We start from the raw sequence: 19,435 nt of genomic DNA, 5'->3' as shown, positions 1-19,435 counted from the left end.
AATGTAAAGGGAGGGTGGCTTATGAACACCGTCAATAGAACTCGAAAACAAAACTATCGTGCTGATTACTTTAAAAGTGGCTCTGTCTTCGGTGCACTATCAGAACCCGCGATTCAGTTTATGATCAACGAAGGCAAGATCCTGTCTTACGAGAAGGGCGAGTTCATCTTCGAATTTGGTGAAAAGGTAAGCAGCTTTTTCATTATTATTGAGGGTGAGGTTGATTTTTACAAACAACATAACGAAGCGATTTATCACACTCGCACAGTTTCGTTTGGCGAAGCTCTTGGGTTTGTTTCCATGATTGCGTTACATGATCGAGTTGGCTCAGCAAAAGCTAAAACAGACTGTGTTTTACTTGAAGTAAATAACGACCTCTTCAACCAATTTCACGATCAATACGCCTTTGATTTTGGCATACTCATTCTAAATTTAGCGCGCGACATGGCCAGAGCGGTTCGACATGTAAGCAATGTCTTAGTAGAGAAAGAAACCATACTCGATACGACGAGAATAAATTAGCCCTGCCCGCTTCGACCGACAGGGACAAGAGAGTAACAGTGACAAGAGAGTGATTATGCACTCTCCTCGCTCAATTCTGCCATTCAGACTCTAACTCTAAGCAAACTGACCACACTCACTTAGCGCTTGTTAATCTTAAAGCGTTTTAAGTTCGCCGTTATAGGGTAAAACAAGTGACCTATGACTGACCTAGGTAAGCGTACGGTTGTACCAAATTCCGCAGGCCAGTGTTTTCCTGGCATATGCATAGTGTTAAACATGGCATCAAACAAAACAGTATGAGCAGAATAGTTGGTATCAATAGCCGGCTTTTCAGAACTGTGATGCCAGTGATGAAACTGAGGAGTTACCAAAACAAATTTTAACGGACCAAAAGGGATAGATAGATTTGAGTGGATTAAGATTGCTTGAAGCGCGGCAAAAGTGACATAAATATTTAATGCAACTTGATCAGGCCCAAGTAAATACAACGGAATCATCACCATCGCTCTTTCAGAGAACACCTGCACGAAATGCCCGCGCGAACCCGCTAACCAATCCATATGCTCTACCGAATGATGCACTGCATGTATTGGCCACAAAGCATTGACTTCATGGTATAAACGATGCTCCCAATACAACACAAAGTCTGCACACAGCACAATTAATACAACCTGCCCCCATATAGGAATAGATCGAATCATCTCTTGTATTGAAGTACTAACCGCCCAACTAAAATGACTTGTGTGGTAGTTAGCAAAAAGCAAGATTGCAGAAATGGCAAGATGGTTAAAGCAAAAGTAGAACATGTCAGTCCCCCATTCGGGACGCATTATGAGTTGATCACGATACCTAGGGAACAGTTTCTCCAACGTAACAAAGACGATAACGGATCCTAAAAAAGCAAGAATAAGCCAATCAACGCCTAAAGAAAGCGCCTTCGGTTCAACTGGCCCAACAGGGACACTGTAGCCTCCCAATGCGAAAGCCACCAACGTCAATCCGATCCCACAGACGCCTACCGCTTTATACCTTCCTTTATTTAGTAAAAAAGTCAGCCCGCCTAGCAACAAAGAAAAATACATTCCATACTTCAAAACAACCTGCAACTGCTCTGCATCATAGACTTTACGTAATTCGGTCGTCGTCAAATAAGAAGGGTAAAGGTAAGCGAGCACCGCCAACAAGCTCAAGACACCGAGCATTAGTGAAGCGATACCGCTAATTCGTCCTTCGCCAAAGCGAAACTCTTTAGACGTATCTTTTTCAACGTTACGCTCCCTGTATTCATATTGCTCTTCCATTAAATCTATTCCTTCTGGATGCTAAATCGTATCTTAAGTTGCTCTTAGTGGAGCCAAAGACTCATATATTCAAGAAGGACTTTTAATATTTACTAATGATGCCTTCTTTAAAACAAATAGCGGCAAGGCCTCGGACATTTGGTACTGTACATTCTGTGATTTCAGTACGGCACCCAACCATTCCAGCGCCTCTTTCACTTTGGCACTCCCCTTAGCCCTTAGCGAAGACTCAGCGACCAAATTTACTGCTCGCCAGTGCCAACGAAACCCACCATACGAGATATTAAGTCGCCTTCTTTCTCGACAAAATATTGTCCTATTTGAGTTTTTTCAACGCCATCAGGGTCAAGTCCGCTAAAAGCAATGTTGGCCCGAGTCACATTACCGATTGTATCTTTACTTACAACTTTTGCTGACCAACCTGGCGCATTTGCACTGAACATACCCACATAGTGACTTAACGCATCAATCCCCGTTACAGTGTTTGGCGTACGAGGGTCGTCGTATAGGATTCCGACCGTGACAGCGCGGGTAATTTGATCAAGTCGGTCATTAGCGTCTTCGATTTGCCATGCATCGAAGAAAGTTGAAATAGAGTCTGACATATTCCTCTCCTATTTAAGTTAGCAATAATTTAAAGTCATTCGTGTAACTCACATCACATTAAGTGATAGGGTGCTCTGGCACCCAACTAAAGCTATCTAATGCTACTATACGTCACTAACTATACACAAAAGCAATGAGAAAGGACTAATGTCTAACCAAAAGCCGCTACTGAATGAAGTCATGCTCGCCTTTCAAGTCATCCCTAGAGTCAAAGAAGGGAACAACTTTGAAGTCGTCGACAAAGCCATAGACGTTGTAAAGGCGTCTGGCGTTCCATACCAAGTGAGCGCGATGGAAACGACAATGAAAGGTGAACTCAACGAATTATTAGAGATCGCAAAAGACGCTCAACAAGCTTGCTATGACGCTGGCGCAGTAGAAGTCATTACCAACATTAAAATCCACAGCAAGACTGAAGCGGCAACAGACACATTTTGCACCTACGATCGTGGCGTGACCAAAGCGAACCACATGTTCGTAAACAGCTAGTTTTTAAAAGCTACCACTCGCAATAAAGCAAATGGCCTCGTTAGTCACTACCGCTAATTGAACGCCATCTTTGCTTTAAACCTAACAGGTATGTTAAACCGAGCAGCAAACAAATACCTGAACTTACGAACCAGAACGTTAACGAGTTATCAGGAAAAGCGGGCATAATGAAATAAAAACCAAACAATCTAGTGAACAAAATAATAGAAATTAGCACTAAAGCCAGCCGAACCAAAGGCAACTTAATAATTAAACCCGCACCAGAAAAAGCGTAAGCTGCCCAAAGTAGAAAAACAGCCGAAAGGACACTCGTCACAATCGTTGGATAAGGATCTCCGCTTTCAGCCAATTGTGCCATTTCCTCACCAGCACCGAGCAACCGATACCAATCCCCACCAAAAATGATGCAAACAATGTGAAATAGAGCGACTAATACCGTAAGCACTCCCACTATATGAAGAAGGTTAATTCTCTGTTTTATCATCTACTTTCCTTGTGAAACCTAACGCACTGCTCCTAAGCAGTCGGCCTTAATACAAATGTTATTGTTCTTTACCAGCGATATACGACCAATTAGTTCGTAAACCATGTAAATAACTTAAGCCAATAGCAAGCCACACTAAAGAACTAAACACCCAAAATTCGATTCCTAAGCCAACGACGTATTCCGTTTTTATTAAGACTGGTACGAAGAAGCCGTAAAGCCCCCTAACGGTACAAAGAAAGGCAATTAAGACAAGTCCGGTTTTTAATAAGGGTAACCGCATGATGATACCAGCACCTGAAAGTGCGTAGATAGCCCAACCAAAGAAAATGAGTACTAAGACGCTGCCAAGAAAAGCGGGATAGACCGACCCTGACTCGGCCATTTGAGCCAATTCATTCCCTGCCCCAGACGCTCTATACCAATCAGGTCCACCGATAATAATCGCTATATGCAATATAGCTCCAGCACTTGTCAATATAGATGCCAATATAAAGCTCCATTTCACCTTCATTGGGAAAACCTTTCCATGTCTGTTTTTGTTCATGTTTCTCTGTGCAGTTTAATACTCAAACTTGCTAGATTATATGGATTAATAAGCCATTTATCGCGTGAAGCCCCGTCCTTTATTACTAACTAATCATCAGCACTTCCTTTTTAAACGAACCATCTCATTCGCAAGCACAGGCTCACAATTATATTCGGTGATAAATTCATCCGATATCACAAAGCCATAAGACTTATAGAGCTCTTTCGCCGGAGTATTTGTCTTAGCAACAAACAGATTCACTTTACCGTCTAATTTGGACAAGAGAAATTTTAAAAGGGCCTTACCAATGCCTTTTCCTCTCGCACTAGGGCATACAAATAGCGCTCTAATTTCTGTACCGAAGTGCGCGCCGTACCCTAGCACTTTTCCATCTTCATATACGTATATGTCCGACTCTTTTAGGCTGGATAACCTCTTTTCATCCTCCTCAAGACGAAGCAAGACAAACGGTTTCGCCTCGAACCGAAGCTCATCTAATTTCGAGCTATTGTAAATGTCGACAATGCTTGGATAATCGTGATCACGATATGCTCGAATCGTCATATAAAGCCTCCATGTAATTTGGTTTGTCTCTTATTGTGATACCTAGGGAAGGTGTGAACAAGTCCACTGGCTTCAGCGAGTGGATAACGCTTCTTTATTCGAGGCAAATGTCTGGAGACAAGTGTCGCTGTCCAATATTGAACATATTGGTAAGAAAGCTAACAAAGAATGAAAGAGAGCGCGAAGTTAACTCAAAGTACGCCACGCCCTTCGGGTCTTTCAGAGAAGCAGCTTATCTTCGTTAAGACTGAAGCCCATAAGACTTATTCGTACTTTCCCGAGATATTTATAGTAAGACGGTTTCGACCCTGTAAATAATTCTGTGTAACTGCTCTTGGTTACAAGTATTCAGATAGTCGATCTTCGAACATAATTATAAAACGGTTTAGAGCTCGCGAGCGTCTTAATTGACGCGTTTGTTATATTCAACTTTCGAAGAACGCTCTAATCTCAGCAGATAGCAAAGCAGGAGCCTCTTCAATCACAAGATGCCCCGTATCTGGCACGGTCACAAGCTTAGAACCTTTTATTTTACTTTGAAGTACATAAGCTTGTTCGCAAGGTATCCACTCATCCTCTTCACCCCACAATATGAGAACAGGTGCGTTTACCTCGTTAAACTTATCTTGAAATTCATCAGTAAAAACTGAATCGGCTTGAGCAATCTGTCGATAAAAAGCTTGCTTTCCCTGTTCACCACTCCATGGCGTTAATATTCCATCGATTGTTTCTTGTGTAAGATTTTGGTGTGCAGCTGTTTTTATATACGCTTCGACTATTGCTGAATGAATATAATCTGGTAGCCCAGAAAAAGCGCTTTCATGTTTTTCGATATGCTTAAAGAATGGTGATCCCCAAGGAGATAACGCGACAGGATCAATGACAACAATCTTTCTATAACTACCTTTATCTAAGATATGATTTCTCAACACTGTCGTACCACCGAAGTCATGACCGACAATAAAAGGCGACTCCAATTCCCAATGTTTAACTAAAGCATTCAATAATTTATTTTGTATTCCAAGAGAAACATCGGCTTCACTTTTATCCGATTCTCCATATCCAAGTAGATCAAAGAAGTAAACCTTATAATGGCAGGCTAAGTCATCAATCAAATGTCTTAAGTTGAAAGACGACCACGGCGTACCGTGTACCAAAATTAGAGGTTCTCCCTCACCTTTAATATCGTACTTTACTTCCCGCCCTTTATATTGAAAGGTGTACTGGAGACTCCAGTTGTTCAATTTAAACTCCTTGAATATAACAATTAATGGTTATAGTGCGGCGCAGCCTCAGTTATAACCGTCTGTTGAACTGCCGCGTCTTTATATAGGGAATTTGCTTTTTTCATGATGTGACCTCCCTGTGTTTTTGCGGTGTGTTTTCGAGTGCTCTTGCCTTTAAATTAGGCTAAGAAGACTCTTTTTGATCGTTTACTATCGTCTATCTCTATAGTTTTACCCAGTTACTAGGCGATTGGCAAGCCTAACCCCTCAGGCTCTTTGACCTGATTCTATTTTCGCTGACGTTCGTGTTCGTTTTATGCCACTAGCATGTTCTTAATCTTTCTCGCTTCCAACGGTTCGAGGTGACTTCACCTATGTAGTGAGCCGACGCATCACCACACGCAGGGCAATGACATCCTATTACCGGAGACTCCTGTTGGGTGCTTTTTTCTTCCGGCTCCTTTTTATCTTTTTCAGGACGGGGCGTGTCTTGTTCCCGTATTTTTAATAGGCTCTTTCGTCGGATCGCATTCGACATATAGCCGTAGTGTCTCACTCGCATGAAGCCTTTTGGCAGGACGTGAAGCAAAAACCGCCTTAGCAGCTCTTCGGGTGTGAGTGTCATCTGGCTTTGTGTATTCGTTCGGTAGTCTTTGTACGATAAGAGAACATGCTCGCCATCCCAAGACTGAAGACGGTGATTACTCAGACCAATACGATGCGTATAGCGAGCAAGGTAGCGGATCAAGGTGTCTTGGTATTCCAGTGCGGATTTGCAATACACTACCCAAGGAACAGACATCAGTTCATTTAGTTTATGAGGTAAGCTGTTGCTGTGTAACATCTTTCAATTCGCCTTGCTTGTGTGCTTCACGTAGCTGGCTCACCATGAGCCCTCTAAAACGATTCGACATCAGTTTGACGGGCAAAAAAACGACTTGTTGACTCGCTTCCAAGATTGAGTGGTCAGCACCCCCGCTGGCACTAAGGTATGCAGATGAACATGTCGTGCCAGCGTTTGCCCCCAAGTATGCAACACGGCCGTCATCCCTGCTCTACCGTGATATTTTCGGGTCGCGAGCACGTTTAAGGTTTGCCAAGCAGAGTGAAACAAGGCGTGGTAGATGACTCTATCATGCTGGCTGATCCATTCATTGAGCTGGTGAGGCAGAGTAAACACGATATGGAAGTACGGCGCTGGCACACTTCGCTCTGTTTGTTTTCTTACCCAATCTTCATTTGCTTTGGTCTGACATTGAGGACAATGACGATCTCGACAGCTGTGATGCCAGTACCAGTGATACCCGCAATGATGGCGTTCGTATTGCCCTGTTCCCATCTTTGAGGTTCGGCAGTCTTCAATATGATGAAGCACCTGCCATTGCCGTGGGCTTGCACATAGGGTTTGGTTATGTCGACAATGCTGAACCAGCTGAGCAAGGTTAACTTTTTCCATGCCTTTCATTGCGTTGCCTCCAGCGGTCTCAATAAGTCTTCTGATAACTCTTCTTTTAGATCCATCATGGCAATCCATTGTAAATACCTGAACGTGGTCTGGATGGCCTGATGACCAATCTGATAAAGATAGGCCTTTTGAGTCAAGGGGGATAACCCTTCAAGGGTCATTGTATCAATGATTTTTTGATGCAACGCAGACATATTAACTCTCCTATAATGAATTAACAGGACCGTTAAGTCTGGTCGCTAACGACTAATTTGGGGTATTCAAAGAACGCTCCGCGAAGCGGCTTAGTTCAACGCCCGCATAAGCTGCGGAGCATGTTGGACGCTTTTTTGCGTCATGTTTTTTTAAGCAAAAAATCGGACAATATGAAACGTCAGATTTAATGCGCTTGTTATGTTGCTGAAAGCCTGAGACTTAAAAATTTACGTAGTTTAGAGTTAAGCGTTGTAGCTTTTTTCTGTATCTCTTTTTTATCATTGCTAGACAATGAGTGCAGATATCCGTTACGTAATTGCCTGGCTGATTTTTCATTTTGTTTACCCGCTCCGCCTTTAAACAACTCAGGTAAGTCCGTATCATCGAAAGTGAGTTTAAAGTGATTTAAAGCGGCTTTAAGAGCAGTAATGTTTAACTTATCTTCAGCTGTTTTATTTATATCAGTTCGATAATAGCGCTGTAATTTTTTTGCAAAGACTTCAGACTGCAAATACAAACCTATAAAAGACCCAACTTCACCTTGGCAACTAAATTGAGGATCTAGTTTCTGAACAGCGTCTAATTCCTTGTTTCTGGAATTAGCTAAGGCTTCTTTCTGTTTTATCGATTTGGTCACAAACTTTCCCTAGCAACATAACAATTAATGGTTATACGGCGACGCAGCCGCAGTTATAACCGTCTGTTGAACGGCCGCGTCTTTATATAGGGAATTTGCTTTTTTCATGATATGACCTCCCTGTGTCTTTGCGGTGTGTTTTCGAGTGCTCTTGTCCTTAAATCAGGCTAAGAAGATTCTTTTTGATCGTTTTTTATCTTCTATCTCTATAGTTTTACCCAGATCCTAGGCAATTGGCAAGCCTAATCCCCAAGCTCTTTGACCTGATTCTGTTTTCGCTGACGTTCGTGTTCGTTTTATGCCACTAGCCTGTTCTTAATCTTTCTCGCTTCCAACGGTTCGAGGTGACTTCGCCTATGTAGTGTGCCGACGAGTCACCGTACGCAGGGCAATGACATCCTATTACCGGAGACTCCTGTTGGGTGCTTTTTATCTTTTTCAGGACGGGGCGCATCTTGTTCTCGTATTTTTAATAGGCTCTTTCGTCGGATCGCATTCGACATATAGCCATAGTGTCTTACTCGCATGAACCCTTTCGGCAGAACGTGAAGCAAAAACCGCCTTAGCAGCTCTTCGGGTGTGAGTGTCATCTGGCTTTGTGTATTCGTTCGGTAGTCTTTGTACGATAAGCGGACATGCTCGCCGTCCCACGATTGAATACGGTGATTACTCAGACCAATACGATGCGTATAGCGAGCAAGGTAGCGGATCAGGGTCTCTTGGTATTCCAGTGCGGATTTGCAATACACTACCCAAGGAGCAGACATCAGTTCGTTTAGTTTAGAAGTAAGCTGTTGCTGTGTAACACCTTCCAATTCGCCTTGCTTGTGTGCTTCACGTAGCAGGCTCACCATGAGCCCTCTGAATCGATTCGACATCAGTTTGACGGGCAAAAAATACGACTTGTTGACTCGCTTCCAAGATTGCGTCCCCAGTACACCGGCTGGCACGAGTGCATGCAGATGAACATGTCGTACCAGCGTTTGCCCCCAAGTATGCAACACAGCCGTCATCCCTGCTCTACCGTGATATTTTCGGATCGCGAGCACGTTTAAGGTTTGCCAAGCAGAGTGAAACAAGGCGTGGTAGATGACTCTATCATGCTGGCTGATCCATTCATTGAGCTGGTGAGGCAGAGTAAACACGATATGGAAGTACGGCGCTGGCACACTTCGCTCTGTTTGTTTTCTTACCCAATCTTCATTTGCTTTGGTCTGACATTGTGGACAATGACGATCTCGACAGCTGTGATGCCAGTACCAGTGATACCCGCAATGATGGCATTCGTATTGCCCCGTTCCCATCTTTTCAGTTCGGCAGTCTTCAATGTGATGAAGCACCTGCCATTGCCGTGGGCTTGCACATAAAGTTTGGTTCTGTTGACAATGCTGAACCAGCTGAGCAAGGTTAACCTTTTCCATGCCTTTCATTGCGTTGTCTCCAGCGGTCTCAATAAGTCTTCTGACGACTCTTCTTTTAGATCCATCATGGCGATCCACTGTAAATACCTAAACGTGGTCTGGATGACCTGATGACCGAGTAATATCTGGAGCCTGGGAAGAGGCATGCCTCTTAATAGTTGATGGCACGCAAACGCATGGCGCAAACTATGAAAACGTACTTCTTTATGTATTTCTGCCTGTTGTGCTGCAAGTTTAAGACCTCGTCTCAGAGTTGAGGTATCGATTTTTCGATCCTTATCCAATCCGTAAACAACATAATCTGTTGGACGAAACACCCTCCAGTATTCTCTAAGGGGAACTTTGAGCCCTTCTGGAAACAACACGTAGCGATCTCGCCTTCCCTTTCCTTCTCTGATTTTAATGCAGCTGTTTTTACCATCGAGATCAGGCACCTTAAGCCTAACAATCTCTCCCGCTCTCATGCCTGTGGCATAAGCCAGCATTATCGCTGCTTTCGCCTTTCCTCGTTCGCAGGCTGAGATCATTCGATGTACTTCGTTTGGATAAAGGAGATCAGGAATACGCTGTTGTTTATTGGGGTGAGGTAAAGCAACTCTTAAACGGTTTCTAGACAACACCTTCTGGTACAAAAAGTTCAGAGCATGAACACTCTGTCGGCAACTTGACCAACTCCAGCCCCGATCCCGTATAAGGTGTAGGATATAACGCTGTATATCTGCCCGCCGGATACGGTCGGGCGGCAGGTTAAAATAGCGTGACGCTTCACCAATCTGATAAAGATAGGCCTTTTGAGTCAGGGGGGATAACCCTTCAAGGGTCATTGTATCAATGATTTTTTGATGTAACGCAGACATATAAACTCTCCTATAATGAATTAACAGGACAGTTAAGTTTGGTCGCGAACGACTAAGTTGGGGTATTCAAATAACGCTCCGCGAAGCGGCTTAGCTCAACACTCATTTAAGGGGCTGATAATTGTTGGCTAAAATGTGTAGCGAAGCGAAACCGAGCAAACTGTTAGCAGTCCCGCTTTAAATTCTTGTATGGAAATCACTCAAAGTACTCGGCTTTCATTTTTATAAAACGATCGTAGTGGTAAGCAATCGGAGCATCTTGGTAATTATCATTTGATAGAAGCTCTAGCACTATATTTTCCCTCTTAAACGTACAATCTACACAACGAATAACTTTTACTAATTTAAACTTAGTACCTATAGGTAACTCTTCGCGACTTAAAACTTCAGGGCCACCGAAACCCGGAGCCTCCATTAAGGAGTAGTGATGAAGAACTTCCTCATAGTTAGGCTCCGTTGTTACACCATGGATTACGAATTTAACTTTAGTCTTAAGTTGAGTCCCGATAATGCCTTTAAATTCATTCTCCCCACTTACATCTTCCCACTCTTTGATTAAACAACCAGATAAAGAAAGAATTAAGGATATGACTATTAGAATTCTCAGGTTCACAGCATACTCCTTTGCATATAACGCCCAAATAACCCGCAACTACTGCGGAAGTTTTTTGTGTGTAAAATGGAAGCGAACCGCACACAAAAAATCCGGAGTAGTAGTTGTCGGTGTTGATTTGTTTGTTATATTGCAATTTAAACTTACCGTAGCTATTTTCATTATGTCTAAAAACTATTATAGCTATGTATCTAGCGAACTCACATATCCAAAAATCAGATATAATTAGCGTCTACTCCATCAATTTTAATTACTAAGTTTAGAATTGACCTGATGCCTTGCAACAAGCGGGTTGTTAAAGGTTACATTATTTTCTTCTTCTTTCGGCTTAGGATTCATAAGCTCGACATGCCACAATGCATTTCTAGAGATATCTTTATGTTCAGGAGTAAGTCTGTGGGCAACAAGCTTAGCAATTTCTTGTATGGTAGAGGTCTGAATTTGTAGATCTTCCTCACTTTTCTTTATAACTTCTTCTTCGAATTTAATATCCAAAATGACTGAGGTCAACAATGTACCGACGCAATTATCTTCATTATTTGCCCTCATACCACTACAGCGCATCAGTAAACCACTTTTCCATTCTGAAGTTCTCCGTTTATATTCTACTTTACGATATATCTGAATTATACTTTCGCAAAGCTTTGTGCGACCCCTTTCATTCTCCACATAAGGCACCTCAAGGACTTTTGCGTAATTATTAATGTTGCTTAAAAATGTCTTTGATTTTAATAAGTCATTTACTTCAGATTCATCGATGTAAGCGGGGTTTTGGATTACTTCAGTCTTGATATGGTCCCAATCTTTTCTTTGTATCAATGATTTTCCATTTACCGTTATCTTGGAAAGTTTATCCCAAGTAGTATCGCGATAAACTTTTTTGGTGGATACATTATGTTCATGCTGCCACTGGTGCCAGGCAATAATTGTTTTGTACGCTACAGCAGCTGCTGCTGAACCATCATTTGCTTGCGACATCTGCCATTCGATAAGGTTTCGCGTTCTAACAACCATGTCATGACTTAATTTAGCTCTTTTTTCTTTGTATATGACCATCCCGCTATTCATCAACTCAGTTTCAACAAGCGTAGCCCCTTCCGTTGCGCTTAGTTCCCACCAATTCTTATTCCTTGAGCTCAATTGATTTAAGAAGCATATGCGAATAATTAGGTTTTCAATTTTTTTATCGTCAAATGAAATAGCATCAGGGAACACTTGGCTGATATCTACTTCAGGTATGTTTCCAATGGTGGAACCCGATACAGCAACATCCGGCATGTCAGTTGTTTTTGCACCACACTTTACAACTTGTTTCTTCGCCTCATTTACAGTGCCTGAAATTGCACTTGAAATAAGGCCTGTACACCAATTAGTTACTGACTCGCGAGCAGCCTGACTAAGATTACTACCAAAATTTCCGCCGGTCCCCCACTGAACATTCCAATCTAATTTAACAGTATCGTCATTTTTAACAGTTCTAGTAGGGACTAAGCCAAATTCACTTGGGCCTGTAGTACCCAAAGCTTGGGTGATCAATCCGCCAGCTATTGAGCCGATAGGTACAGCTACCATTGAAATTGCGATTTCGACGACTGCTGATAACAATAGTTTTCCAGAAGCAACTAAGTTACTATCTTTGAATGGGCAACCGACACCCTCCAATTGTTGCACCGCTATACTTTGAGCAAGCATGACAATACTCTTACTAAGCTTTTCCATGGCACTCGTCATTTCAGTTATACAGGCTAACTCTGTAAGTTCGGTAGTGATAGCCTTAACCACTTGCCCATTAGCTTCCTGCTCGACGCCTTCGAGCAATGTTCTTAGATTGCTTTTAGGATACAATGCTTGCAGTCTATCTATTTCATAATCAAGTTTCCGTATTATTCCTTCAATACCATCTGAAGACTTGATCCATTCTCTATATATCTCGGCTTTAACCCCTTGCTTTCTCATTTCTATCATCGCATTGGCGATCTTCTCATAATCAGTCATATTACCTACCCTTTTATATTTCTTAAGTTTTCTAAAGGTGAGGATAACTTTGCTAAAGAAATCTTTCTCTTGTGAATTTATTGATTATTCTTGTTAAATTATGAACAGGTATGACAAAAAAAAGTAAGTTATAAAAAATTTACGCACTTTCCTTACAATATAACGCCGCCAGCAGGGGCTGGAGCACGCAGTGCGGAAGTCCCACTGGCTGGCTTTGTTATACATTTATCTACTTTCTAGTTAGGTATTCGTTAACATTTTCTGACAACCTATCAACAAGTTGCTTCTGAGTATCGCTTCTATCGTCAGTTTCAAGATCTTCTGCAATTTTTAGGGCGAGACTAATATTCTGTGTAACTACCAATTTGTCGTGATAATCTGACATTTTGCTGACAGTTTGATTGTAAAAATAGAAAAATATAGCTGCGATAAACTCGCTAGTAACCCCTGCTGCTGTTGTAACATATGCAGGAGTGACATCTCCCGAGCCGTTATACATCATAACGATTCCCGTAGTTATGACAGCTAAACCAGCTAGTGATGCAAAAGCCGCTAGAAAAAAGCTTTTATTAGCTTGATTTTGTGTTTGTTCATAATACTGGTCCAAGTATTTAAAGTTAATCTGAACAAGCTTTGTAACAAAATCAGTTTCAATTGTATCTTGTAAGTTTGCAGCGCCTTCTTTTAGTAGTTGTTTATCAACATTCGATTTAGCAAACCACGTAAAAAACCGAACGTAATAAATAAGGAAAACGTAAATCCCTGACCCTGCAGCAATACCTCCCATTGAAAAAGTTAATATTTCCTTGGTTCCATCAAGTTCGTTTTCAAGATACCCAAGGCCTATTAATAAAATCCAGCCTAATGCTATCGCTATAGATAGATGGGTCACTCTAAATCGAAATTTGTCCGCTTGCTTTTCAAATGACGCCTTCTGCTTCTTAAGGAGCTCAATCTTTTCCTTCGGCGTAAAAACTATGTCTACTTCAGGCATATTATTACCTTATCTTCAATGATCCCTAATTGATTGCTGAGTATTGTATAACATTTTATTAATAGGCATGCTCATTTATCCAGTCGGGTTATTTCACATTTCTTTCTAACCCTTTGAATAAAAATAACTTTTCAACCCTCCCGAAAAAGCGAGCATTGAAAACGAGCATGCGCATATGTATTTATCGGTATGGCACACTATTTCGGCCACCCATTCACTATACTCCTGATATTAATACACTTTCTGAAAGCATTATAGACGAACCGAGAAAGTGAATTTGGTTCACCTCGTAAATAGTGAGCCATTTTTGAGATAAGGCAAAAATAGACTGTATATAAGCGCAGTTTTTTGATTTTTTGGCGAAGATTAGAGATGCACTTCCTAGGCTGCTATTTATAGACTCCACAACGAGTGTGGAGTGACTGTTTGGGGTTGCAAGGTCACCAGGAAAAACGCTAGATCTTTAGTAGATGTCGGACGGCGTCTCTTCGAGACTTGGCCGACCTACTTTCTTTGGTTTCAAGTGAGACGTTCTAGGTTGCGAGGTGGACTCCGCATCGGAGTGCGGAGTGACTGTGTTGAGGTGCAAGATTGTCGGCGAATGTCGGGTGGCATCTCTTCGAGACTTAGCCGACCTACTTTTCTTTGATTCCAAGTGAGACGTTCTAGGTTGCGAGGTGGACTCCACATCAAGTGTGGAGTGACTTTAAAATGCAAGCTTAGTACTCAAGCCCTTTCTGAGCTTTGATACCGCGTTTGAAGGCGTGTTTGATTTCTTTGATTTCGCTGACGGTGTCGGCGAGTTCGATAAGGGATTCAGATGCGCCACGGCCTGATACAACAAGGTGTTGGTTTTCAGGTCGGTTGATGATGGCGGAGACAACGTCGTCTTCGTTGAGGTATTCGTAGTGTAGAAGATAAGTCAGTTCATCGAGTACCACAAGGTCGATGCTGTCGTCTTGCAGCAATGCTTTGGCGTGTGCCCATGCCTCTTCTGAACTGGCTTTGTCTTGTTCGCGGTTTTGGGTTTCCCATGTAAAGCCGGAGCTCATTATGTGCCATTGGACGTTTTCATGTTGTTTGAAGAAGCTTATTTCGCCCGTGTCCCATTCGCCTTTCAAGAATTGCACAACGCCCACTTTCATACCGTGCCCGAGTGCTCTTGCAACCATTCCTAATGATGAGCTGGACTTCCCTTTTCCGTTACCTGTGAGCAACACAAACGTGCCTTTGTCCTCTTGCGCTTTTGCTATCCGACGGTCGACGTGCTCTTTAATACGTTTCATTCTCTCGACGTGTTTTTCGGGATCTTTAATCGCTTTGGACATTGCTGACTACCTCAATTTTGTTCTTTAACGTGTGAATGAAGTTATCGATTTGCAGTTGGCGTTCGGTACTGACGTTTCGGATATGTCGCAGGGTTAGCCAACCGTTTACATTCGATGAAAACGTTATTACGGATGAAAAGTCATTATTGGATTCAATTGAGATAGACCAATACTCTTTTGTTTTGAAAATCGGTAACGAAACGGTGAAACTAAGTACGAGTTTATTTGGTGGTTCTGCTAATGACACATGCCCTTTGATGGCACGTCGTCGAAAGCCATATTTAGAGACAAGCTTAATGTTCGCCATTGAGGGTAAGGATGGCAGCGTCGATTCGATATAGAAGAGTTGAGCATTTTCATCTTGAAAATGCTCACTCATAACACGCCAAAGTACATCAGGTGTAGCGGATATTATCGTTGAAGACTCATATAACTTCACGCGTTAGCCCTGCTTCTTAGTACGCGATTTATACGCGGTCGTCTTCTGGGTCATACCCTAGATTCGGAGCTAACCAACGCTCTGCGTCGTCTTTACTCATACCTTTGCGTTCAGCATAGCTTTCTACTTGATCAGGGCCAATTTTACCGACTCCGAAATAGTTACTTTCGGCGTTCCCAAAGTACCAACCGCTTACAGCCGCCGTGGGCCACATTGCGAAGCTTTCCGTTAGGTCTATGTCTGCGTTTTCTTTTACGTTTAGCAGATCCCACAGTTTGGCTTTTTCAGTGTGATCAGGGCACGCTGGGTAACCCGGTGCAGGACGGATGCCTTTATAACGCTCTTTAATCAGCTCTTCGTTGGTCAGGGTTTCGTCTTCAGCATAACCCCATAGTTCTTTTCGCACTTTTTCATGCAGGTATTCTGCTGTTGCTTCCGCTAAACGATCTGCCACGGCTTTGACCATGATGGAGTTATAGTCGTCGTGATCAGCCTCGTACGCTTCGACAATTGGATCAATACCAAAGCCAGCCGCACACGCAAACGCGCCCATGTAGTCGTTAACACCACTGTCTTTTGGTGCGACGAAGTCAGATAGACACTGGTTGTATTTACCCGGTGTTTTCAGTTCGTTCTGATTACGCAAGAAGCTCAGTGTCATGCGTTCCGTTTGACGGCTTTCGTCTTCGTAGATGACCACATCGTCATGGTTAACCTGAGCTGCTGGGAACAAGCCAACAACGGCTTTTGCGTCTAGGTTACCTTCTTCAATAACCTTCGCTAACATGGCTTTGGCGTCTGCAAAGAGTCGAGTGGCTTCTTCTCCGACGACCTTGTCCGTTAGAATTCGTGGGTAAGCGCCTGCCAATTCCCACGTTTGGAAGAACGGAGTCCAATCGATGTAATTTTGAACAATATTAAAATCGATATCCGATTCTTTAAAAACGGTAATGCCGAGTTTCTTAGGTGTCACAACAGAGCTGAAATCAACAGGCGTTTTATTTTCACGCGCTTTGTTTAGCGACACGCGACGGCCAGCACTTGCTCGGTCTTTAAAGCGTTTACGCGTTTTTTCGTAGTCATCTTTAATGGTGTCGATAAATTCTTTACGACGTTCTTCGTCTTTGGTCAATAACGAACTGGCAACACTCACACTTCGAGAGGCGTTCGTCACATGCACGACTTGGTTACGCTTGTAATTTTGTTCAATTTTAACCGCTGTATGGGCCTTAGAGGTCGTTGCGCCACCAATCATGACAGGCAGGTCGAACTCTTGACGCTCCATTTCTTTGGCAACATGAACCATCTCGTCCAAAGACGGTGTGATCAGTCCAGATAAACCAATAATGTCGGCGTTTTCTTCACGCGCGGTACGCAAGATTTTCTCTGCGGGTACCATGACACCTAGGTCAATCACTTCAAAGTTATTACATTGAAGTACAACGCCGACGATATTTTTACCAATGTCATGCACGTCACCTTTTACGGTTGCCATGATGACTTTACCAGCGCTTGAAGAAGCGGTATCTGAATTACGTGCTTTCTCTTCTTCGATGAACGGCATCAAATACGCAACGGCCTTCTTCATGACTCGTGCTGATTTTACGACCTGCGGTAAGAACATTTTACCCGCACCAAACAGATCACCAACAATACTCATGCCCGCCATGAGCGGCCCTTCGATTACTTCGAGAGGTCTATCGTACTGTTGGCGTGCTTCTTCAGTGTCTTCATCGATAAATTCTGTAATGCCTTTTACTAAGGCATGACTCAGACGCTCACTTACGTCAAATGAGCGCCATTCCTGAGTTTCTGCTTCGACCGTTTCGCCTGTTCCGACGAATTCACCAGCAATGGAAAGCAAGGTGTCCGTTGCGTCAGGTGTTCGGTTTAATACCGCGTCTTCCACGGCGTCTCGTAGACGTGGTGGAATGTCTTCGTAAACCGCAAGTTGACCCGCGTTCACGATCCCCATTGTCATGCCTTGTTTGATCGCGTGGTATAGGAACACGGCGTGAATCGCTTCGCGCACAGGGTTGTTACCACGGAATGAGAAAGAGACATTGGACACGCCGCCAGAGATTTTAGCGTAAGGCAGCTCTCGTTTAATATCGCCCGTTGCTTCGATAAAGTCCAAAGCATAACGGTTATGTTCTTCAATACCTGTCGCGATCGCAAAAATGTTGGGATCAAAGATGATGTCTTCTGGTGAAAAGCCAACTTTGTTAACCAATACGTCGTACGAACGACGACAAATTTCTATCTTGCGCTCACGAGTGTCCGCTTGACCTACTTCGTCAAACGCCATAACGATCACGGCTGCGCCGTACTTCATGAGTTTTCGAGCTTGCTCAACGAATTTCTCTTCGCCTTCTTTCAAGCTAATGGAGTTTACGACGCCCTTACCTTGAACCCATTTCAGGCCCGCTTCTAAGATTTCCCACTTTGAGGAATCAAGCATGATCGGAACACGAGAGATATCTGGCTCAGAGGCAATTAATTTAAGAAAACGCTCCATGGCCGCTTGAGAATCCAACATCCCTTCGTCCATGTTGATGTCGATAATTTGGGCACCGTTTTCTACTTGCTGCCTCGCGACTTCCAATGCGGCGTCATAATCGCCTTCTTTAATAAGACGTTTGAATCGAGCAGAACCTGTTACGTTGGTTCTTTCACCCACGTTTACAAACAAGCTACTTTCATCAATGTTAAATGGCTCTAACCCCGACAGGCGACACGCTTTTTCGATTTCTGGAATAGTTCGAGGTGCGGATTCTTTGAACGCTTCGGCAAACACAGCAATGTGTTCCGGCGTTGTTCCGCAACAGCCACCTATGATGTTTAGGAAGCCAGAGTCCACCCACCCTTGAATCTCTTCAAGCATTTCTTCTGGTGACTCATCGTATTCACCAAAGGCATTCGGTAGGCCAGCATTGGGGTGTGCAGAGACTTGTGTATCAGCGATGCGAGACAGTTCATCAATATATTGGCGTAGGTCTTTTGGGCCAAGCGCACAGTTTAGTCCAACGGAAATGGGCTTGGCATGTGCAATGGAGTTCCAGAACGCTTCGGTTGTTTGACCAGATAAGGTTCGACCCGACGCGTCGGTGATCGTGCCCGATATCATAATCGGATAACGTACCCCTGTTTTTTCGAAGTATTCTAATGCGGCATAGATCGCCGCTTTGGCGTTCAATGTGTCGAAAATTGTTTCGATTAAGATAAGATCAACGCCGCCTTTGATGAGACCATCCAGCGCCGTATCGTACGCAGCGACAAGCTCATCAAAATGAACATTACGATAACCTGGGTCATTCACATCAGGGGAAATGGTACAAGTACGCGATGTGGGGCCAATAGCACCCGCAACAAAACGAGGTTTGTGCGGCTCTTTGGCTGTGATCTCATCGGCTGCCTGACGCGCAAGTTTCGCAGACTCATAGTTGATTTCGTAGCTAAGTTCTTCCATGTGGTAATCAAGCATGGAAATGGCATTCGCATTGAAGGTATTCGTCTCAACAATGTCAGCACCCGCTTCAAGGTACGCGGTATGAATCGCCTTAATCACTTGAGGTTGAGTCAGTGAAAGTAAGTCGTTGTTCCCTTTCAGTTCGCTTTTCCAGTCCGCGAATCGTTCTCCTCGAAAATCAGCTTCCTCAAATTTATAATCCTGAATCATAGTGCCCATTGCACCGTCTAGAATCAGTATATTTTCCTTTAAACGATTTTCGATCGCTTCATAAGAACGAGATTTAACGACCACACTTTCACCTCAAATATTAAGTTTC

At 43.2% G+C, this 19,435-nt stretch carries 18 protein-coding genes and 1 pseudogene; 2 read left to right on the top strand and 17 right to left on the bottom strand.

Translation table 11 applies throughout. The features are described 5' to 3' along the window. Positions 1 to 21: 21 nt before the first annotated feature. The gene (locus tag MARME_RS09820; protein ID WP_013661107.1) at positions 22 to 522 is read left to right on the top strand and encodes a cyclic nucleotide-binding domain-containing protein; all 501 of its coding nucleotides are present in this window, start codon (positions 22 to 24) and stop codon (positions 520 to 522) included. 119 nt (positions 523 to 641) lie between these two features. Here the strand turns inward: MARME_RS09820 and MARME_RS09815 are convergent, their stop codons facing one another. Continuing rightward, positions 642 to 1,805, bottom strand: a complete 1,164-nt coding sequence (locus MARME_RS09815; protein ID WP_013661106.1) for a sterol desaturase family protein — start codon at positions 1,803 to 1,805, stop codon at positions 642 to 644. Positions 1,806 to 2,047: 242 nt separating this feature from the next. Further along, a complete protein-coding gene (locus MARME_RS09810; protein WP_013661105.1) occupies positions 2,048 to 2,410 on the bottom strand; it encodes a hypothetical protein in 363 nt (120 codons plus the stop codon). Between the two features lie 148 nt (positions 2,411 to 2,558). Here MARME_RS09810 and MARME_RS09805 point away from each other — a divergent pair, with 148 nt between their 5' ends. Next, positions 2,559 to 2,900: a thiamine-binding protein gene (locus MARME_RS09805; RefSeq protein ID WP_013661104.1), complete on the top strand. Its 342-nt coding sequence runs from the start codon at positions 2,559 to 2,561 to the stop codon at positions 2,898 to 2,900. A 40-nt stretch (positions 2,901 to 2,940) separates the two neighbouring features. Here the strand turns inward: MARME_RS09805 and MARME_RS09800 are convergent, their stop codons facing one another. From MARME_RS09800 to metH, 15 genes and pseudogenes are all read right to left on the bottom strand, one after another. Further along, a complete protein-coding gene (locus tag MARME_RS09800; protein ID WP_013661103.1) occupies positions 2,941 to 3,384 on the bottom strand; it encodes a hypothetical protein in 444 nt (147 codons plus the stop codon). A 58-nt stretch (positions 3,385 to 3,442) separates the two neighbouring features. Further along, positions 3,443 to 3,898: a hypothetical protein gene (locus tag MARME_RS09795; protein WP_013661102.1), complete on the bottom strand. Its 456-nt coding sequence runs from the start codon at positions 3,896 to 3,898 to the stop codon at positions 3,443 to 3,445. A 129-nt stretch (positions 3,899 to 4,027) separates the two neighbouring features. After that, entirely contained in the window at positions 4,028 to 4,477 is a 450-nt protein-coding gene (locus MARME_RS09790; RefSeq protein WP_013661101.1) for a GNAT family N-acetyltransferase, read from the bottom strand. Positions 4,478 to 4,902: 425 nt separating this feature from the next. Then, positions 4,903 to 5,721 carry an alpha/beta fold hydrolase gene (locus tag MARME_RS09785; RefSeq protein WP_013661100.1) on the bottom strand — a complete coding sequence of 273 codons (819 nt, stop codon included), beginning with the start codon at positions 5,719 to 5,721 and terminating at the stop codon, positions 4,903 to 4,905. A 304-nt stretch (positions 5,722 to 6,025) separates the two neighbouring features. Next, positions 6,026 to 7,159: pseudogene (locus tag MARME_RS22685) on the bottom strand (IS91 family transposase). Positions 7,160 to 7,164: 5 nt separating this feature from the next. After that, on the bottom strand, positions 7,165 to 7,362 hold the full coding sequence (locus tag MARME_RS22480; protein ID WP_013661099.1) for a hypothetical protein: 198 nt from the start codon (positions 7,360 to 7,362) through the stop codon (positions 7,165 to 7,167). Positions 7,363 to 7,559: 197 nt separating this feature from the next. Continuing rightward, positions 7,560 to 8,000, bottom strand: coding sequence for a hypothetical protein (locus MARME_RS09770; protein WP_013661098.1), 441 nt, complete (start codon positions 7,998 to 8,000; stop codon positions 7,560 to 7,562). Between the two features lie 374 nt (positions 8,001 to 8,374). Further along, on the bottom strand, positions 8,375 to 9,430 hold the full coding sequence (locus MARME_RS09765) for an IS91 family transposase (protein ID WP_013661097.1): 1,056 nt from the start codon (positions 9,428 to 9,430) through the stop codon (positions 8,375 to 8,377). Continuing rightward, entirely contained in the window at positions 9,427 to 10,278 is an 852-nt protein-coding gene (locus MARME_RS09760) for a tyrosine-type recombinase/integrase (protein WP_013661096.1), read from the bottom strand. The genes MARME_RS09765 and MARME_RS09760 overlap by 4 nt, the downstream gene beginning before the upstream one ends. A 196-nt stretch (positions 10,279 to 10,474) precedes the next feature. Further along, positions 10,475 to 10,891 carry a hypothetical protein gene (locus MARME_RS09755; protein WP_013661095.1) on the bottom strand — a complete coding sequence of 139 codons (417 nt, stop codon included), beginning with the start codon at positions 10,889 to 10,891 and terminating at the stop codon, positions 10,475 to 10,477. Positions 10,892 to 11,137: 246 nt separating this feature from the next. Next, positions 11,138 to 12,886, bottom strand: a complete 1,749-nt coding sequence (locus tag MARME_RS09750; protein ID WP_013661094.1) for a hypothetical protein — start codon at positions 12,884 to 12,886, stop codon at positions 11,138 to 11,140. Between the two features lie 229 nt (positions 12,887 to 13,115). Next, on the bottom strand, positions 13,116 to 13,880 hold the full coding sequence (locus MARME_RS09745) for a TRADD-N-associated membrane domain-containing protein (RefSeq protein ID WP_013661093.1): 765 nt from the start codon (positions 13,878 to 13,880) through the stop codon (positions 13,116 to 13,118). A gap of 719 nt (positions 13,881 to 14,599) precedes the next feature. After that, entirely contained in the window at positions 14,600 to 15,208 is a 609-nt protein-coding gene (gene cobO / locus MARME_RS09740; protein WP_013661092.1) for a cob(I)yrinic acid a,c-diamide adenosyltransferase, read from the bottom strand. Then, positions 15,192 to 15,647, bottom strand: coding sequence for a hypothetical protein (locus tag MARME_RS09735; RefSeq protein WP_013661091.1), 456 nt, complete (start codon positions 15,645 to 15,647; stop codon positions 15,192 to 15,194). Before MARME_RS09735 ends, cobO begins: the two co-directional genes overlap by 17 nt. A gap of 28 nt (positions 15,648 to 15,675) precedes the next feature. After that, a complete protein-coding gene (gene metH, locus MARME_RS09730) occupies positions 15,676 to 19,410 on the bottom strand; it encodes a methionine synthase (protein ID WP_013661090.1) in 3,735 nt (1,244 codons plus the stop codon). Between the last annotated feature and the right edge of the window lie 25 nt (positions 19,411 to 19,435).

The organism is Marinomonas mediterranea MMB-1 (assembly GCF_000192865.1).
GTDB classification, from domain to species: domain Bacteria; phylum Pseudomonadota; class Gammaproteobacteria; order Pseudomonadales; family Marinomonadaceae; genus Marinomonas; species Marinomonas mediterranea.
This window is presented reverse-complemented; position numbering and strand designations above follow the sequence as displayed.

What these genes read in the sequence shown, in the direction of transcription:
- MARME_RS09815 (WP_013661106.1), bottom strand. Translation starts at nt 1,805, where the DNA reads ATGGAAGAGCAATATGAATACAGGGAGCGTAACGTTGAAAAAGATACG.
- MARME_RS09800 (WP_013661103.1), bottom strand. Translation starts at nt 3,384, where the DNA reads ATGATAAAACAGAGAATTAACCTTCTTCATATAGTGGGAGTGCTTACG.
- cobO (WP_013661092.1), bottom strand. Translation starts at nt 15,208, where the DNA reads ATGTCCAAAGCGATTAAAGATCCCGAAAAACACGTCGAGAGAATGAAA.
- MARME_RS09820 (WP_013661107.1), top strand. Translation starts at nt 22, where the DNA reads ATGAACACCGTCAATAGAACTCGAAAACAAAACTATCGTGCTGATTAC.
- MARME_RS09760 (WP_013661096.1), bottom strand. Translation starts at nt 10,278, where the DNA reads ATGTCTGCGTTACATCAAAAAATCATTGATACAATGACCCTTGAAGGG.
- MARME_RS09750 (WP_013661094.1), bottom strand. Translation starts at nt 12,886, where the DNA reads ATGACTGATTATGAGAAGATCGCCAATGCGATGATAGAAATGAGAAAG.
- MARME_RS09795 (WP_013661102.1), bottom strand. Translation starts at nt 3,898, where the DNA reads ATGAAGGTGAAATGGAGCTTTATATTGGCATCTATATTGACAAGTGCT.
- MARME_RS09790 (WP_013661101.1), bottom strand. Translation starts at nt 4,477, where the DNA reads ATGACGATTCGAGCATATCGTGATCACGATTATCCAAGCATTGTCGAC.
- MARME_RS09805 (WP_013661104.1), top strand. Translation starts at nt 2,559, where the DNA reads ATGTCTAACCAAAAGCCGCTACTGAATGAAGTCATGCTCGCCTTTCAA.
- MARME_RS09765 (WP_013661097.1), bottom strand. Translation starts at nt 9,430, where the DNA reads ATGAAAGGCATGGAAAAGGTTAACCTTGCTCAGCTGGTTCAGCATTGT.
- MARME_RS22480 (WP_013661099.1), bottom strand. Translation starts at nt 7,362, where the DNA reads ATGTCTGCGTTGCATCAAAAAATCATTGATACAATGACCCTTGAAGGG.
- MARME_RS09745 (WP_013661093.1), bottom strand. Translation starts at nt 13,880, where the DNA reads ATGCCTGAAGTAGACATAGTTTTTACGCCGAAGGAAAAGATTGAGCTC.
- MARME_RS09810 (WP_013661105.1), bottom strand. Translation starts at nt 2,410, where the DNA reads ATGTCAGACTCTATTTCAACTTTCTTCGATGCATGGCAAATCGAAGAC.